General features: G+C 63.3%; 12 protein-coding genes. 8 read left to right on the top strand and 4 right to left on the bottom strand.

The window, feature by feature from the left end:
• The first annotated feature begins 92 nt into the window (after positions 1–92).
• On the top strand, positions 93–2471 hold the full coding sequence (locus tag BLR13_RS05670; RefSeq protein ID WP_074826748.1) for an efflux RND transporter permease subunit: 2379 nt from the start codon (positions 93–95) through the stop codon (positions 2469–2471).
• A 108-nt stretch (positions 2472–2579) separates the two neighbouring features.
• On the opposite strand, the gene BLR13_RS05665 is transcribed toward BLR13_RS05670, so the two are convergent.
• Positions 2580–3083 (bottom strand): hypothetical protein, encoded by a 504-nt coding sequence (locus tag BLR13_RS05665; RefSeq protein ID WP_074831859.1) that lies wholly within the window; start codon positions 3081–3083, stop codon positions 2580–2582.
• A gap of 429 nt (positions 3084–3512) precedes the next feature.
• Between BLR13_RS05665 and BLR13_RS05660 the strand changes: the two genes are divergently transcribed.
• The 6 genes from BLR13_RS05660 (at position 3513) to BLR13_RS05635 (ending at position 9697) form a co-directional block, all read left to right on the top strand.
• Complete coding sequence (locus tag BLR13_RS05660; protein WP_074826751.1) at positions 3513–3749, top strand: hypothetical protein; 237 nt, start codon at positions 3513–3515, stop codon at positions 3747–3749.
• A gap of 189 nt (positions 3750–3938) precedes the next feature.
• On the top strand, positions 3939–4817 hold the full coding sequence (gene hpnC / locus BLR13_RS05655; protein WP_074831861.1) for a squalene synthase HpnC: 879 nt from the start codon (positions 3939–3941) through the stop codon (positions 4815–4817).
• Complete coding sequence (hpnD, locus tag BLR13_RS05650; RefSeq protein WP_074826752.1) at positions 4814–5653, top strand: presqualene diphosphate synthase HpnD; 840 nt, start codon at positions 4814–4816, stop codon at positions 5651–5653. The genes hpnC and hpnD overlap by 4 nt, the downstream gene beginning before the upstream one ends.
• Positions 5653–6912, top strand: a complete 1260-nt coding sequence (hpnE, locus tag BLR13_RS05645; RefSeq protein ID WP_074826754.1) for a hydroxysqualene dehydroxylase HpnE — start codon at positions 5653–5655, stop codon at positions 6910–6912. Before hpnD ends, hpnE begins: the two co-directional genes overlap by 1 nt.
• 65 nt (positions 6913–6977) lie before the next feature.
• Entirely contained in the window at positions 6978–8951 is a 1974-nt protein-coding gene (gene shc, locus BLR13_RS05640) for a squalene--hopene cyclase (protein WP_244525103.1), read from the top strand.
• A 26-nt stretch (positions 8952–8977) separates the two neighbouring features.
• Complete coding sequence (locus BLR13_RS05635; RefSeq protein WP_074831862.1) at positions 8978–9697, top strand: phosphorylase; 720 nt, start codon at positions 8978–8980, stop codon at positions 9695–9697.
• Positions 9698–9780: 83 nt separating this feature from the next.
• Here the strand turns inward: BLR13_RS05635 and hpnH are convergent, their stop codons facing one another.
• Together hpnH and ispH are read right to left on the bottom strand one after the other, a co-directional pair.
• Complete coding sequence (gene hpnH, locus BLR13_RS05630) at positions 9781–10941, bottom strand: adenosyl-hopene transferase HpnH (protein ID WP_074826756.1); 1161 nt, start codon at positions 10939–10941, stop codon at positions 9781–9783.
• A 40-nt stretch (positions 10942–10981) separates the two neighbouring features.
• The gene (gene ispH / locus BLR13_RS05625; RefSeq protein WP_074826757.1) at positions 10982–11908 is read right to left on the bottom strand and encodes a 4-hydroxy-3-methylbut-2-enyl diphosphate reductase; all 927 of its coding nucleotides are present in this window, start codon (positions 11906–11908) and stop codon (positions 10982–10984) included.
• 447 nt (positions 11909–12355) lie between these two features.
• Here ispH and BLR13_RS05620 point away from each other — a divergent pair, with 447 nt between their 5' ends.
• A complete protein-coding gene (locus tag BLR13_RS05620; protein WP_074826761.1) occupies positions 12356–14944 on the top strand; it encodes an MMPL family transporter in 2589 nt (862 codons plus the stop codon).
• Here the strand turns inward: BLR13_RS05620 and BLR13_RS05615 are convergent.
• Entirely contained in the window at positions 14912–15583 is a 672-nt protein-coding gene (locus BLR13_RS05615) for a DUF2147 domain-containing protein (RefSeq protein WP_074826763.1), read from the bottom strand. The genes BLR13_RS05620 and BLR13_RS05615 overlap by 33 nt on opposite strands.
• Positions 15584–15655 lie beyond the last annotated feature (72 nt).

Raw genomic sequence — 15655 nt, 5'->3', positions numbered from 1 at the left:
AGCGCCGATCAGACAGGGCTGAAGAAGCCGCTATTGCGCCACCGACCCAAGCAAGCTTCACAACCGACACCGACGTGAGAACTGGACAGGGTATGCTCGACAAGAATTCCGAAAGTCAGGTCCACGTCGCAGCGATCGAGGAGCCGGTAAAGGGTACGAGCATCGCCTTTGGGCTGGAGCGCCTCGGCCTGATCGCGGTCAAGGCGCCGATCATGTCCTGCATCGTTCTCGTCGCACTGATGATCGCCGCGTTGTTCGGGATCGAGCGGATCAAGATCGACGACTCGCTGAGCCAGCTGTTTCGCTCCAATTCCAAGGACTACAAGCAATACGAGGCCGTGACCAAGCGCTTCCCGGCGACCGAATTCGACGTGCTGGTCGTGGTCGAAGGCAAGACGCTGCTGGCGCGCGAAAACCTCGAAAAGCTCCGCGACATGGTCACCGACCTGCAACTGGTCGATGGCGTGCGCGGTCTGGTCTCGCTGTTCTCGGCACGCCAGGCGCCGGAACCCGGCAAGCTGCCGGCGGCGCTGTTCCCATCGGAACTGCCGGAAGGTGCTGCCTACGACAAGTTCGCCGAGACCGTGAAGGCGAACGAGATCATCCGCGGCAAGCTGTTGAGCGAGGACGGCACGCTGGCGCTGATCGTGCTGTCGCTGGAGCCGAACATCGTCGCCAGCAACGATCTCACCAAGGCGGTCGGCGACATCAGGAAGATCATGGCGGAAGATCTTGCCGGCAGCGGGCTCAACGCCCAGCTCTCCGGCGTTCCCGTCATGCAGCTCGAAATCCGCAACGCGGTGAAGCGCGACGGGCTGACTTACAACATCCTCGGCATTCTGGCCGGCTGCATCATCGCGATCATCTTCTTCCGCAAGATATCGTTCATGGTCGTCGCCGCCTTCCCGCCGATCATCGCGATCCTGCTCGCGCTCGGCGGCCTCGGCTGGGCCAACTTCAATCTCAACATGTTCCTCAACGTGATGACGCCGCTCATCATGGTGATCAGCTTCTCCGACTCGATGCAGCTGACATTCGCGGCGCGCGACCGCCTGATCGCGGGCCAGGACAAGTACACCGCGTTCAAGAACGCCGTGCTGGTGGTCGGTCCCGCCTGCGTGCTCACCCATGGCACCGCCGGCATCTCGTTCATCGCCCTGCAATTCTCCGATTCCGAACTGATCCGCAAATTCGGCGAGGCCGGCCTTGCGGCCACTATCATCGCGCTGATCGCGGTGCTGTCGCTGGTGCCGGTATTCGGCGTGCTTTTTGTGCGCAACGAAAAGGTCATGGCGGTCAAGTTCCAGGGCGCCGACGCGGGCGTGCAGGCGCTGCGCAACTTCTGCTACTGGATCGCGGTACGCATGGTCGGCCGCCCCGGGCTGTTCAGCCTGATCGCGGTGCTCGTCGTCGCCAGCATGGGCTACGTCTACGCCAACCTGCAGCCGCGCTACCGGCTGGCCGACCAGGTGCCGGACAAGCGGCAGGCGGTGGAGGCGTCGAGCCGTCTCGATGCCAAGCTCACCGGCGCCAATCCGGTCGACGTCCTGATCGAATTTCCCAAGGGCGCCTCGCTCTACGCGCCGGATACGCTGAAGACGATCGCCGACGTTCATTCCATGGTCGAAACCGCGGCCGGCGTCGGCAACGTCTGGTCGCTGGAAACGCTGCGCCGCTGGCTCGCCGAGAAGGCGGGGAGCAACGACGTGGCGACCCTGAAGGAATATGTCAGCGTGATCCCCGAACATCTGGTCCGGCGCTTCATCTCGGCCGACCAGGATGCGGTGGTGGTGTCGGGCCGCGTACCCGATATCGATTCAAGTGCGCTGCTTCCGGTGGTGAACAAGCTCGACAAGGGGCTCGACAAGGTGCGTTCGGAGCATCCGGGTTACGAAATTGCGGTCACCGGCCTTTCGGTGATTGCCGCGCGCAACAGCTCCAACATGATCGAGAAGCTCAACCGCGGCCTGACGGTGGAATTCCTGCTGGTTGCGGTCTTCATCGGGCTGGCGTTCCGCTCGGTCGTGGTGATGTTTTCCTGCATCCTGCCCGGCATTTTCCCGGTGGTGGCATCGGGGACGGTGTTGGCGATCATGGGCGAGGGGCTGCAATTCGCCAGCGTAGTGGCGCTGACGGTGTCATTCGGCCTCGGCCTGAGTGCGACGATTCACTTCCTCAACCGGCTGCGGCTCGAGCGAAAGCCCGGCGTCAGCGCGGAACTGGCGGTGGAGCGGGCAACCGTGCTGGTCGGTCCGGCGCTGATCCTGACCACGGTGGTGCTGGCCTGCGGCCTGGTGGTGACGGTGTTCTCCGACCTGCCGTCGCTGCGCCTGTTCGGCTGGCTCAGCGCGTTCTCGATGATTGCGGCGCTGGTCGCCGACCTCTTCATCCTGCGGCCGACGTCGATGTTCCTGATCAATCTGTCGGAAAAGCTGCGCGGCACTGCGCGCCAGGCGAAGCCGGCGGAGTAGCTTTTCCAAGTCGGATCGCCAGACGAAAACGCCCCAAAAGAAAACGCCCTCGGAGCAAATCCGAGGGCGCTTTGCTTTAAGCGGTCTGGAAGACGCGGGCGCGGTGCGTCAGGTCCTCGTCATCGTGATCTTGACGCCGCGGATTTCACCCTTGGAGTCGATCTGGACCACCTGCTTGTTGCCGGTGGTGCGCAAATTCAGGTTGGCGGCGAAGCCGGAAGCCTCGACGAACACGTTGATCTGGCCGCCGCCCGCGGTGCCCTGCAGATTGCCGAAGATGTTGCGGCTCTTCTCGCTCCAATTGCCGGAGATGCGGTCACCCTGGCTGGTGACGTCGCTGGAGAGATCGAATTTGTAGCTGTCGCTGGCGCAGTGCAGGTTCTGCTTCAGGCCGAGCCCGCTGGCGTTGACCTTGTAGTCGGCCTTGCAGCGGATGTTCTCGGTGGTGCCGTCGGACAGCGCGACCGTGCCTGCGCCGGTCCATGATCCGTCAAAACCGGCAAAGGGGCCCCCGGCCTGGGTTTGGCCAGCGGTGACCGACAACATGAGCGCGGCGCCGACGCCAGCAGCCGTGAGTGCCTGACCGAACAAGCTGGAACCGAACAGTTTCATCGTGAATTTTCCCATCAAAATAGACGTTCCCTGGAGAATATGTCTCGCCGCATCGAAGGTTTAGTGTTCCCGCGGAATGTTTGGTTCAATTGATAAAACCGCCGCTGCCGGCAACCACCGCAGGGCAAACGGCATTTTCATCGGACGGATTCGAAAAACATCCCGGCCTTACCGCGCCGGCATCATGTAGCTATGCGCTACGTGTATCCGCAACGGTCAATTGCAAAGAAAGCTAAAGCAGAAATACACTTTAGATTTCAGTCGGTTATGAAAAGCGTTGGCATCGTCGTAAATTTGGCCGCATTTAGCAGTCCTTGTCCCTGGTTCGTTGCTGCGCTACGCGGCGCCTGCCATCCCACAAAATCCGCCCGGCGATGCCGAAACGCAATTCGGGAACAGGATTTTTTGCTGCCGAAATGAAGGAATACGATGCGTAAATTTCTCCTGGCACTCTCCCTGCTGTCGATTGCGGTTTCGTCGGACGCCTTTGCCCAGCAGCAACGCAGCGGAACGGCGGAGGAGCAGAAGGCGTGTGCCCGCGACGTGCAGCGTTTCTGCCGTCCGGTCATCGACCAGGGCGATTTCACCATTTTGGCGTGCCTGCAGCAGAATCGTCCCAAGATCACCCAGGCCTGCGATCAGGTGCTCAAGAACCACGGGCAATAAGCGACGCCTGCACCCGTTAACCTTTGCGTCAGGCCAATTTCGGCCCGATTGCAGGCGCGGCGGGGAGGGCTGATCAGCCCAGATAGCATTGGTTTTGGCGGCGTATTCCCCTATATGGGGACGCGATCCAAACGCATGCGCCAAGCGTCGGTGCATGCCGCCAAACCAGACGAATGTAGCCAGTTCTTGATGACCAGCGCGAGCGAACTGCGATCGGGAAAGACCCACCGCGACGAGAATTTTCCGGTCGCGTCGTGGATCATTCATCCGCGTCATCGGGCGCTGATTCTCAGCTTCTACAATTTCGTCAGGACCGCCGACGACATCGCCGACCACGCCACGTTGGCTGCGGACGAAAAGCTGCGCTATCTCGATTTGATGGAAGCGGAACTGCTCGGCAACGGCGATACCCAGCCGGAAGCCGTCAACCTGCGCCGCGCGCTGGCTGATCGTACGATGCCGCCGCGTCACGCGCTCGACGTGCTGGTCGCGTTCCGGATGGACGTCACCAAGCTGCGCTACGAGAACTGGGACGACGTCATCCACTATTGCCGCTATTCGGCGATGCCGGTCGGCCGCTTCATGCTCGACGTCCACGGTGAAAGCACGTCGACCTGGGTCGCGTCCGATGCGTTATGTGCCGGCCTGCAGATCAACAATCATCTGCAGGACTGCGCCAAGGACTACAAGAATCTGAACCGTGTCTACCTGCCGCGCGATGCGCTGGCGTCTTCAGGCGCATCCGTCGAGATGCTGGGCGAGGCGAAGTCGCCGCCGGCGCTGCTGGCCTGCCTGCAGGCGCTCGCGGTGCGGACCGAAGCGCTGCTCGATCAAAGCAAATCGCTTGGCGCCGAAGTGCGGGATTTCCGGCTCGGGCTCGAGATTTCCGTGATCCAGGCCTTTGCCGACCGGATCGTCGGCATGCTCAAGGTGCGCGATCCGCTCAGCGAGCGCGTGCATCTTTCGCCGCTCGAATTGCTGGGGCAAAGCTTCGCCGGCATGGCCGGCGAGATGGCCCGCCGCGCGATCGGTCGCCGGCCGGTGTCGAACCCGGCGGCCGGCGCATGACGCTGGACACGGCGGCGGCCAACGCAGATTACGGCACCACCGCGTCCGGCAGTTCGTTCTACGCCGCGATGCGCATCCTGCCGCGCGCACAGCGCGATGCGATGTTCCAGATCTACAGTTTCTGCCGGCAGGTCGATGACATTGCAGACTCCGACGGACCGCGGCCCGAGCGGCTGGCGGCGCTGCAGCAATGGCGCGACGACATCGACGCGCTGTACCAGGGCCGTCCGCCGGAGCGGCTGAAGGATTACGTGTCGTCGGTGCGCGGCTTCGGCCTCAAGCGCGAGGATTTCCTGGCCATCATCGACGGCATGGAGATGGACGTGCCGCAGGACATCCGGGCGCCCGACATGGCGACCCTCGATCTCTATTGCGACCGCGTCGCCAGCGCTGTGGGGCGGCTGTCGGTGCGCGTGTTCGGCCTGCCCGAGAATGACGGCATCCTGCTCGCCCACCATCTCGGCCGCGCCTTGCAACTCACCAACATCCTGCGCGACATCGACGAGGACGCCGGCCTCGGCCGCCTCTATCTGCCGCGCGAGGGCCTGCTGCACGCCGGCATCACCAGCGACGATCCGGTGAAGGTCTCGGCCGAACGGACGCTGCCGAAAGTGTGCCTGCCGCTGGTCGAGCGCGCGAAATCGCATTTCGACCAGGCCGACCAGATCATGAGCCGCAATTCGCGGCGCGTCGTGCGCGCGCCCCGGATCATGTCGAAATATTATCGTGCGATACTGGAGCTGTTGATTGCCCGGGGCTTTGCCGCTCCGCGCGCGCCGGTTCGCGTCAACAAGATGGCGAAGATCGCCATCCTTCTCCGTTACGCGATCATCTGATGCAAAAAAACGCTCATATCATCGGCGCCGGCATTTCCGGCCTCTCGGCGGCTGTGCGGCTGGCGAATGCGAATTACACGGTGCATGTCCACGAGGCCACGCAGCAGGCCGGTGGCCGCTGCCGGTCCTATTTCGACGCCGCCACCAACCTCACCATCGACAACGGCAACCATCTGCTGTTGTCCGGCAACCGCCATGCGCTGGCCTACGCCAAATCGATCGGGACCGAGGCGGGGCTGGTCGGACCGAAGCGCGCGCAGTTTCCCTTTGTCGACCTCTCGACCGGCCAGCGCTGGCAGCTCGACCTCGGCGAGGGCCGCCTGCCGCTGTGGGTGTTCGACGAGGCGCGCCGCGTTCCTGACACCGGCCTGCTCGATTATCTGGCATTGATGCCTTTGATCTGGGCAGGGACCGACAAGCTTGTCGGCAAGGCGATCCCCTGCGAGGGCACGCTGTACCGGCGGCTGGTGCAGCCGCTGTTGCTGGCTGCGCTGAATGTCGATCCGCCCGAAGGCTCGGCCGGCCTGGCCGGCGCGATCGTGCGCGAAACCCTGCTGGCGGGCGGACAGGCCTGCCGGCCGCTGATCGCGCGCGACGGCCTCAGCGCGGTGCTGGTCGAACCTGCGATCAAGCTGTTGCAGGACAAGGGCGGCTCGGTCCAGCTCGGACACGAGCTGCGCGAATTCGCGATCGCCGGCGACAAGGTCGGCGAACTGAAATTCGGCGGCGACAGCATGGCGGTCGGCGCCGGCGATGTCGTGGTGCTCGCGGTACCGCCGCGTCCCGCCGCGTCGCTGCTGCCCGGGCTGAAGACGCCGTCGAAATTCCGCGCCATCGTCAATGCGCATTTCCGCTTCGATCCGCCAAGGGATGCGCCGCCGCTCGTCGGCGTCGTTGGCGGGCTGGTGGAATGGCTGTTTGCGTTCCCGCAGCGGCTGTCGGTCACCATCAGCAATGGCGACCAGCTGATCGATTTGCCGCGTGAGGAACTGGCGCAGGCGATCTGGCAGGATGTCTGCAAGGCCGCCGGCCTGCCGGGAGAACCGGCCTTGCCGCCGTGGCAGATCGTGCGCGAACGCCGTGCTACCTTCGAGGCGACGCCGGAGCAGAATGCGCTGCGGCCGGGCCCGGTGACGGCTTACAAGAACCTGTTTCTTGCCGGCGACTGGACTGATACCGGGTTGCCGGCAACCATCGAGGGATCGGTGCGGTCCGGCGACCGCGCCGCCGATCTGGTTTTGTCGAGGCAGCACGCCTGACAGGACGTTGCGTGACCGGTCACGTTGCGTGACCGGCCTCACGGCGGCCGGTCGCGAAGAGAGGGATGTCTAGCGAAATGTTGTCCGGCGATCACACCGTTGCAGTCGATCCCGAAGCCCTGGAGAAGAGCATCTCCGCGGCGACACAAGGGCTGCTCGCCTATCGGCAATCCGACGGGCACTGGGTGTTCGAGCTGGAAGCCGACAGCACGATTCCGGCCGAATACATCCTGCTGCGCCACTATCTCGCCGAGCCTGTCGACGCCGCGCTCGAAGCCAAGCTCGGGAACTATCTGCGGCGTACGCAAGGCCGTCATGGCGGCTGGCCGCTGGTGCAGGACGGCCCGTTCGACATGAGCGCCAGCGTCAAATCCTATTTCGCGCTGAAGATGATCGGCGATTCCGTCGACGCGCCGCATATGGTGCGGGCGCGCGAGGCGATCCGCTCGCGCGGCGGCGCCAGCGGCGTCAACGTTTTCACGCGGTTTCTGCTGGCGTTCTATGGCGTGTTGAGCTGGCGCGCCGTACCGGTGCTGCCGGTCGAGATCATGCTGCTGCCGATGTGGTCGCCGTTTCATCTCAGCAGGATTTCCTACTGGGCGCGCACCACGATCGTGCCGTTGATGGTGATGGCGGCGTTGAAGCCGTTGGCGAAGAATCCCAAAGGCGTCGGCATCGACGAATTGTTCCTGCAGGATCCCAAGTCGGTCGGCATGACCAAGAAGGCGCCGCACCAGAGCTGGGGCTGGTTCACGCTGTTCAGCACGCTCGACAGGATCCTGCGGGTAGTCGAACCGCTGTTCCCGAAGAAGCTGCGCCAGCGCGCGATCGATGCCGCGCTCGCCTTCACCGAAGAGCGGCTGAACGGCGAAGACGGCATGGGCGCGATCTATCCGCCGATGGCCAACATCGTCATGATGTACGAGGCGCTCGGCAAGGGAGAGGATTTTCCGCCGCGCGCGGTTACCCGCAAGGGCATCGACAGGCTCCTGGTGATCGGCGAGCACGAGGCCTATTGCCAGCCCTGCGTCTCGCCGGTGTGGGACACGGCGCTCACCTGCCACGCACTGGCGGAGGCCGGTGGCGAAGACATGCTGGCCAAGATGAAGCAGGGGCTCGACTGGCTGAAGCCCAAGCAGGTGCTCGACCTCAAGGGCGACTGGGCGGCGAAAGCTCCCGATGTCCGTCCGGGCGGCTGGGCCTTCCAGTACAACAACCCGCATTATCCCGATCTCGACGATACCGCGGTTGTCGTGATGGCGATGGATCGCGCGCGGCGGCAGTTCGGCAGCCAGGAATACGATACGGCGATCGCGCGCGGCCGCGAGTGGATCGAGGGCTTGCAGAGCCGGGACGGCGGCTGGGCGGCGTTCGACGCCAACAACCTCGAATATTACCTCAACAACATCCCGTTCTCGGACCACGGCGCGCTGCTCGACCCGCCGACCGAGGACGTCACCGCGCGCTGCATCTCGATGCTGGCGCAGCTCGGCGAGACCGCGGCGTCCAGCAAGCCGCTGGCGGACGGGGTTGCGTATCTTCGCCGCACCCAGCTCGCCGAAGGCTCGTGGTACGGTCGCTGGGGGCTGAACTACATCTACGGAACCTGGTCGGTGCTTTGCGCGCTCAATGCGGCCGGAATCGACCACCGGGACCCGATGATGCGAAAGGCGGTGGATTGGCTGGTTTCCGTCCAGAACAAGGACGGCGGCTGGGGCGAGGATGCGGTCAGCTACCGACTCGATTACAAGGGATTTGAGGATGCGCCGTCGACTTCCTCGCAAACGGCATGGGCCTTGCTTGGACTGATGGCGGCGGGCGAGGTGGAACACCCGGCCGTTCTGCGGGGGGTCCAGTACCTAAAAGGCACACAGACCGAAAAAGGGCTGTGGGACGAGGCGCGCTACACGGCAACGGGCTTTCCGCGGGTGTTTTACTTGCGGTATCATGGTTACTCGAAGTTCTTTCCGCTCTGGGCGCTGGCGCGGTATCGCAATTTGAGAAGCACCAATAGCAGGGTGGTAGGGGTCGGGATGTGATTTTGGCGGCGGGGGCCACCGCGACCGTGGACAGTTCGGTTGATCTCAATTCGATTGATCCGCGGCCGGTTTTGATCGTTACCGGTCTGGTGCAGGAGGCCCGCATAGCGGCGGGGCCCGGCATGATCGTGATCTGTAGCAGCAGCGATCCGCAGCAATTGCGCGCACTGCTTGCGACGCTTGATCCATCGTCATTCAGGGGTGTGATCTCGTTCGGCGTTGCCGGCGGGCTCGATCCGTCGTTGAAGTCGGGCGACGTGGTGGTGGCGACCGAGGTTCTGTCGGGCGATACCCGTTTTCTGGCCGGTCTGGCGCTGAACGAGGAAATGATCGCCAGCGCCGCGCTGAAGCGCCGGCGCGTGGTTCGCGGCGGCCTTGCCGGCGTGGAACAGGTGATCGCAGCGACCGCCTGCAAGGCCGCGCTGCATTCCGAGACCGGGGCTGCCGCGGTCGATATGGAGAGCCACATCGCGGCGGCCTATGCGGCCGAGGCGGGCATTCCGTTCGCGGCGCTGCGCGTCATTTCGGATCCCGCCAGCCGGTCGCTGCCGGCGCTGGCTAAAAGCGCCATCAAGCCGAACGGCGATATCGACCTGCGCAAGGTGCTGCGCGGCCTCGTGCGCAATCCGACGACGCTGCGCGCGCTGGTCTCCACCGGAATCGACTTCAATCGCGCGCTGCGCTCGTTGCGCGGCTGCCGGGGCTTCCTGATCGGTGGCGAGGACCTCGCCACGGTGGATATCTGACGGCCGCCAGCGACCGCTTTAAACGAAAAGCCCCGGTTCTGATCCATCAGAACCGGGGCTTTTTGATTTCCGTCAGTGTGGCTCTATGCGGCCGTGGAGGCTTTCTGCTGCTGCTTGGCAGTGGCGGCCTCCGCTTCGTCGCGGCGGATCTCCGAGAGGCGCTTCTGCACTTCCGAGGAGAAGATGTACTGCGCCGGACGCTGGTTATCGAGATTGATCTCGGGCGCCATCGGACCTGATGTCCGGATGCCGCGCAGCGCGACCCACATCGCCTTCAGCGGATTGAGCAAAGCGGCGTTGGCCGCGGTCGGCTCGTAGCCGCAATGCGCCATGCAGTCGGCGCACTTTTCGTACTTGCCGGTGCCGTAGGTTTCCCAGTCGGTCGTGTCCATCAATTCCTTGAAGGTCTTGGTGTAGCCTTCGCCGAGCAGATAGCAGGGCTTCTGCCAGCCGAAGATGTTGCGCGCCGGCATGCCCCACGGGGTGCATTCGTAGGACTGGTTGCCGGCCAGGAAGTCGAGGAACAGGCCGGAGTGCATGAAGTTCCACTTCTTGCCCTTGCCGAGCGCGAACACGTCACGGAACAGCTTCTTGGTCTTGGTGCGGTTGAGGAAGTGCTCCTGGTCGGGGGCGCGCTCATAGGCGTAGCCCGGCGACATCGAGACGCCGACACCGAGCTCGGTGGTGAAGTCGAGGAACTTGGCGATCTCTTCCGCCGGATGGCCGTCGAAGATGGTGGCGTTGACGTTGACGGTGAAGCCGCGGGCCTTCGCGGCCTTGATCGCGGAAACCGCGCGATCGAACACGCCCTTCTGCGAGACCGCCTTGTCGTGGTGGTCTTTCAGGCCGTCGAGATGCACCGAGAAGAACAGGTAGGGCGAGGGCTCGAACAGATCGAGCTTCTTTTCCAGCAGCAGCGCGTTGGTGCAGAGCGAGACGAACTTCTTGCGCGCCACGAGGCCGCGCACGATCTCGCCGATCTCCTTGTGGATCAGGGGCTCGCCGCCGGGAATCGCCACCATCGGTGCGCCGCATTCTTCGGCCGCGTCCCAGCATTCCTGCGCCGACATGCGGCGATTGAGGATCGCATCGGGATAGTCGATCTTGCCGCAGCCGACGCAGGCGAGGTTGCAGCGGAACAACGGCTCCAGCATCAACACGAGCGGATAGCGTTTCCGGCCAAGCAGCTTCTGCTTGACGAGATAGCCCCCGATACGCAGTTCCTTGAAGAAGGGTATTGCCATTGAGAAGGTTTCTTTCTGGACTCGAAAAGGAGTGTGTGGATCAGCCCGCAGTCAGTTCGGCCGGAAGCCGGAATTCGATATTTTCTTCCCGGCCGGGAAGCACCGACACCTTGACGGGTCCGATACGTCTCAAAGCCTCGATCACGTCGTCGACCAGAACTTCGGGCGCCGAGGCGCCCGCCGTGATGCCGACGGCCTTCGCGTCTTTCAGCCAATCAGGGTTCAACTCCCTGCCATCGGCAATGAGATAACTCGCGACCCCGACCTCGGTGCCGATTTCGCGCAGTCTGTTTGAGTTGGAACTATTGGCGGCCCCAACCACCAAAATGACGTCCACCAGCTTGCTCAGGTCCCTTACCGCAGATTGACGGTTCTGTGTCGCATAGCAGATATCCCGGATGTCCGGGCCTTGAATATCAGTAAATCGGGCCTGAAGGGCCGCAATAATGTCCTTTGTATCGTCCACGCTGAGGGTGGTCTGGGTGATATAGGCCACCGGGGCACCGGTCGGAAGGGTCAGGGCGGCGACGTCGTCGACGTTCTGGACCAGGAGAACCGGCCCGGGAACCTGGCCCATGGTGCCCTCGACCTCGGGGTGGCCGGCATGGCCGATCAGGATCAGGGCGCGGCCCTTCGACATATACCGCTTGCCTTGATTATGGACCTTGGTGACCAGCGGGCAGGTGGCGTTGAGCACCGGCAGGCCGCGGGCGGCGGCCTCTTCCTCGACGCTGCGGGCCACGCCGTGGGCACTGAACACGGTCACCGCGCGCGGCGGCACCTCCGACAGGTCCTCGACGAAGATCGCGCCCTTGTTTTGCAGACTTTCGACCACGTATTTGTTGTGCACGATCTCGTGGCGCACATAGACCGGGGGGCCGTATTTCTCCAGTGCGCGCTCGACGATCTCGATCGCACGCACGACGCCGGCGCAAAATCCGCGCGGCTGCGCCAGATACACTTCCATGGGCTGCTCGTTACGCAAGGTGCACCAACTTCTTTCGCAAATTCACTGGCAAAATCACTCGAAAGCCTCCGAGCAGCCGGACTTGCCGGATAACTGCAATATCCGCACCACGGCCGGGTCCTGCTTGTTTGCCCTACCCAAGCACATGGAAGTACAGGGCTTTGTGTCAAAAAAAGAACGACTAGAAAAGATGCATCGGGCTTGGTTACCGGATATTCGGTATTATGATACAGTTATCTGATCTGCGGCCCTCTGTCATCCTCACTTGTTCGTCACTTTATCGCCCCCTGCGGCGGTCTATACCGGCCGGCAACGCCGTTCCGGAGGGTTTGGGTGGCTTTCGTTCAACCCTGCGGGAAAGTAACCAAACAACATTAGATCGGCCCATGGAACTCCGCTAGACAGCGGGCGTTTTCGGCAGGCTCTTGAGACGTAGAAAGAAATGATGTGCTGACCAATATTGTCGTCGCGATTGTCAGAACCTGTACCCGCTTCGCCACCCCTGTCGTCGTTTTGTCGCTGCTGCTGGCGATCGGCGCCGGCTTCTATACCGCCCGCAATTTCTCCATCAACACCGACATCAACACGCTGATTTCGCCCGATCTGGACTGGCGCAAGCGCGACAACCAGTTCGAGCATGCCTTTGACCGCGAAACGCTGATTCTGGCCGTCGTCGAAGCGCCGACGCCGGAACTCGCCGGTTCCGCGGCCAAGGCGCTCACGGAAAAGCTTTCCGGGGACAAGAAGAACTTCGAGGCGGTCACGCCGCTCGGCTCGGGCGAGTTCTTCGAGAAGAACGGCCTGTTGTTCCTGCCGCCGGAAGAGGTGGGCAAGGTCACCGGCCAGCTCGCAGCGGCCGCGCCCCTGATCGAGATCATGGCCGGCGACCCGTCGATCCGCGGCCTGACCGGCGCGCTGGAGACCGGACTTGCCGGCATCAAGCGCGGACAGGTCAAGCTCGACAATGCGGAGCGGCCCTTCAACCTGATCGCGCAGACGGTCGAGAACATCCTCTCCAAGGGGACGGCGACGTTCTCCTGGCGCGAACTGGTCAGCGACAAACCCCTGACCGACGCCGACAAGCGCGCCTTCATCGAGTTCAAGCCGATCCTCGATTATCAGGCACTGGAACCCGGCAAGACCGCAACCGACGCGATCCGGCAGGCGGCTACCGAACTCAATTTCGCGGGCACCTATGGCGCGCGCGTCCGCCTGACCGGGCCGGTCCCGATGGCGAACGAGGAATACGCGACGGTTCAGGACGGCGCGATCCGCAACGGCATCGTTACCACCGTCATCGTGCTGATCATCCTCTGGCTGGCGTTGCATTCGGCGAAGATCATTTTTGCGGTGTTCGTCAATTTGTTCGTCGGTCTTTCGATCACGACCGCCGCCGGCCTGATGATGGTGGGCTCGCTGAACCTGCTGTCGGTTGCCTTCGCCGTCCTGTTCATCGGCCTCGGTGTCGACTTCGGCATTCAGTTCAGCGTTCGTTACCGTTCCGAGCGTTTCAAGAACGACAACCTGACGATGGCGCTGGAAGAAGCGGCGCGCCGCGCGGCGGTTCCGCTTTCGCTGGCCGCAATGGCAACGGCGGCCGGGTTCCTCTGTTTCCTGCCGACCGACTACAAGGGCATTGCCGAACTCGGCAAGATTGCCGGCGCCGGCATGCTGGTCGCGTTCCTGACCAGCATCACGACGCTGCCGGCGCTGCTGGACCTGATCAATCCGCCCGGAGAAAGTGAGCCAGTCGGTTACGCCTTCCTGGCGCCGGTCGATCACTTCCTCGAAAAACACCGCGTCATCATCATCGTCGGCACGCTGCTGGTCGCCGTCGCCGGTCTGCCGCTGCTCTATTTCATGAAGTTCGACTTCAACCCGATCAACCTGCGCAACAAGAACGCCGAGTCGATCGCGACCTTCCTCGACCTGCGCAAGGATCCCAACACCGGCGCCAACGCCATCAACGTGATGACGAATTCCGAAGCCGACGCCAAGAAGATCGAAGCGAAGCTTGAGAAAGTGCCGGAAGTCCTTCGCGTGATGTCGCTCGACAGTTTCGTGCCCGAGGATCAACCGGCGAAACTGAAGCTGATCGCGCAGGCCGCCAAGGCGTTGGGGCCGGCGCTCAATCCCGATCAGGTCGATGCCGCGCCCTCCGACGAGGAGAACGTGGAAGCGCTGAAAGGAACAGTCCAAAGCCTGCGCAAGACCGCGGGCGACGGCAAGGGGCCGGGCGCGGTCGCAGCAAGGCGGCTGGCGGACGGGCTGTCGAAGCTCGCCGGTTCAAATCAGGAGACGCGCGACAAGGCGCAGAACATTTTCGTCAGCTCGCTCAAGATCGTGTTCGAGCAGCTCAAGAACGCCCTGCAAGCCGCGCCGGTCACCTTGAACACGCTGCCGCCGGAACTGGTCGCCGGCTGGAAGGCCAAGGACGGGCTGATGCGCGTCGAAGCGCTGCCGAAGGGCGATTCCAACGACAACGACAATCTCCGTAGATTTGCGGATGCGGTGCTGGCGGCCGAACCGACCGCGATCGGCGGACCGGTCTCGATCCTCAAATCCGGCGACACCGTTGTCAGGGCGTTCGTCCATGCCGGCATCTGGGCGCTGCTCGTGATCAGCGTCCTGCTCTGGCTGGCGCTGCGGCGAATAACCGACGTGCTGCTGACGCTGGTGCCGCTCCTGGTGGCGGGCGCGGTAACGCTGGAGATCTGCGTGCTGATCGGACTGCCGCTCAACTTTGCCAATATCGTAGCCCTGCCGCTGCTGCTCGGCATCGGCGTTGCCTTCAAGATCTATTACGTGACGGCATGGCGGTCGGGCAGGACAAACCTGCTGCAGACCAGCCTGACGCGGGCGATATTTTTCTCGGCGCTGACGACCGCGACGGCATTCGGCAGCCTCTGGCTATCCAGTCATCCCGGAACCGCCAGCATGGGCAAATTGCTGGCGCTGTCGCTTGTCACCACGCTCGCTGCAGTGCTGCTGTTCCAGCCCGCTTTAATGGGCAAACCGCGCGATGTCGGGGAGTAGGCAGATATCGCCGATATCGCCCGGCTGGCCGGCCGCCTGCTTCTGACCAGGCTTCGGCGCCGGGGCCGCCGCGCCGGTGGTCTTCGGCGGAACTGGCGGCGCTGCGGTGGTTGCCAAGCTGGTCGACGGGTTCTTGGGCAACGCGCCTGTGACGCCCTTCGGCGCGCCCTTGGCCATGCTGTTGGCGGGGCTTGAGGGAATCGGCGGCGCCACGCGGGTCCAGGTTTCGCCGCCGCAGAGGAAGCCCAGCACGCAGCCTTGAATCTCGAGCTGGTCGGTCTCGGCCGGTTTGATGGTCGAGCTGTAGAGCTGGCCGTCCTTGGCGTTATAGACTTGGCCTTCCCATGTATCGGCGACACCGGCCTTCTTCTTCATGTCGATCAGGATCGGCATGCCTAGCGTCGGCCGGCTCTGCTTGGAGGCGTCCGGATTGTGGATATCGCGTCCGCCCGGGGTTTTCTCCCAGGCAACCACACCCCACATGCTGCCGTTACATTGGGCGACCCGGATATTGGCGACGCCGTCGGCGACCCGCCAGTCGCCGGTGACATCGGCCGCCAGCGCGGCGTTAAGACCTGTGGCTAAAAAAAATGCGGAATAAACTATTTTGCGCGCGACAGTCTTTGGGCAGTGCAACATGGTTCGAACCTATGCTTATCTGGATGAATCCCAACGCGGGGGTCAAAAAGCCGCATTGAGCGTTTTCAGTTG

This window comes from Bradyrhizobium ottawaense, assembly GCF_900099825.1.
GTDB lineage: Bacteria > Pseudomonadota > Alphaproteobacteria > Rhizobiales > Xanthobacteraceae > Bradyrhizobium > Bradyrhizobium ottawaense_A.
The sequence above is the reverse complement of the archived record's forward strand: the minus strand, read 5'-3'. Positions and strand labels throughout refer to the sequence as shown.